We start from the raw sequence: 1,769 nt of genomic DNA on the forward strand, positions 1-1,769 counted from the left end.
TTACATAAAATACTGGTCTAGTTTCGTGATGTCTTTTTTAAGCAATTTGTCCTTTGATAACTTCAAAAGATATTATTTTTCAGTTGACATACTACCGCAGGTCTTTTATAATATTTAACTACCAACAGTTAACAACCATATTTTACCATAAAAAATGCGATATTAATATTTACTCTAAGTTTTTCTTACATGATTTTGCATAAATCCAAATTAGGAATAATATATAAATAAAAGAGGTGCCTTTGTGCCTTTACTATTATCACCCAGATTACTCAGTGGTATTACCAGCACTTGCTATTTCCCACCATTTGTTGTAAGATAGTAATTAAGGTCAATTTAACACTATATTTTCTTTGCATATTATCAAGTATCAATCAGGGACATTTTGTACTCCTTATGGGTTTTTGATAATATGTGAACTTTTATTTTCATTCAAATAAGGCCGATCATATTGTAATTTTTCTACTTTTAGGAGGCATTACCATGACATTAACAGGTAAAGTAAAATGGTTTAACAGCGAAAAAGGTTTCGGTTTCATCGAAGTTGCAGACGGTAACGACGTATTCGTTCACTTCTCAGCTATCACTGGCGACGGCTTCAAGTCTCTTGACGAAGGTCAAGAAGTTAGCTTCGAAGTTGAAGAAGGTAACCGCGGACCTCAAGCTAAAAACGTTGTAAAGCTATAATTCAAACAATAAAAAGGTTGTTACCAGCAAGGTTAACAACCTTTTTAATATATAACTAAAATTTTTTACATAAAAGGAGTGGTTACATGTATCGCAATCGAAAGAACGATGTAGCAGAAGTACCACCAGAACAAACCCCTGTTTGGGAATGTGAATCAGAGGATTGTTTAGGATGGATGAGAAAGAACTTTTCATTTGAAGAAGAGCCTAAATGCCCTTTATGTAAAAGTAGCATGAAAAGCGGAGAACGTTTATTGCCTAAATTAGGTTAATTTATAATAAAAAAAAACCTCTTTTAATTAAGAGGTTTTTTTTATTATAAATTTATGTCTTCAATATCAGTTCGCACTATAGAATACAATAATGCATCGTGTTGCTTATTTCCTTGATGAATATATCCGCGCAATAGACCTTCCTTTTGAAAGCCGATTTTAGATAACATTCTACAAGAAGTAACATTTTCAGGATATGTAATAGCTCCAATTCTAAACAAACCCAAATCTTTAAACCCATAATCAATAATTTCTCGAGCCGCTTCTGACGCATAACCATTTCCCCAATAACGAGGATGCAGGTCATATCCAATCTCAGATCGTTTACTCCATAATTGTAAATTGTTTAGTCCAATTGTTCCTATTAAAACGTTCGTTTCTTTTAACACAATTCCCCATCGTATTGCCTTTTTCTCAAAGTAATTTTTCGAAAAAGATTCGATCATACGTGAAGCTTGTCCAAACTCCGTAAAAGAATTCATACCGTAATAACACGTTACTTCATCCAATGAAAAGATTTCATATATTTTTTGACAATAAGATTGTTCTATTTCAACTAAACGTAAGCGTTCTGTTTCTAATATAGGAAATGCCATAGGATCACTCCTTTCTCTCTACTCATTCATTATATCAGAAAAAATATTTATAATTACTAAAGTCCTTATTGTTCCATAAATCAAACATTTCTAATGACGCATTCCCTCGTATATTAATATTTAAGCCCTATCTCAGGCTTAGTTTTACTCTCTAATAAGAGTCCAGTAATAAAGAAAATACTTGGACGTCTCAAGATATTTCTAGATAATGGTC

General features: G+C 32.2%; 3 protein-coding genes. 2 read left to right on the forward strand and 1 reads right to left on the reverse strand.

The window, feature by feature from the left end; genetic code table 11:
- Positions 1-483: 483 nt before the first annotated feature.
- Both cspD and MR168_RS32725 read left to right on the forward strand, forming a co-directional pair.
- Entirely contained in the window at positions 484-687 is a 204-nt protein-coding gene (gene cspD, locus MR168_RS32720; protein WP_000176366.1) for a cold-shock protein CspD, read from the forward strand.
- Between the two features lie 86 nt (positions 688-773).
- On the forward strand, positions 774-959 hold the full coding sequence (locus MR168_RS32725) for a cold-shock protein (protein WP_000286203.1): 186 nt from the start codon (positions 774-776) through the stop codon (positions 957-959).
- A gap of 44 nt (positions 960-1,003) precedes the next feature.
- Here MR168_RS32725 and MR168_RS32730 read toward each other — a convergent pair whose 3' ends face one another.
- Entirely contained in the window at positions 1,004-1,555 is a 552-nt protein-coding gene (locus tag MR168_RS32730; RefSeq protein ID WP_000885398.1) for a GNAT family N-acetyltransferase, read from the reverse strand.
- Positions 1,556-1,769: the final 214 nt, after the last annotated feature.

Source organism: Bacillus cereus group sp. BfR-BA-01356, assembly GCF_022663635.1.
GTDB classification, from domain to species: domain Bacteria; phylum Bacillota; class Bacilli; order Bacillales; family Bacillaceae_G; genus Bacillus_A; species Bacillus_A cereus.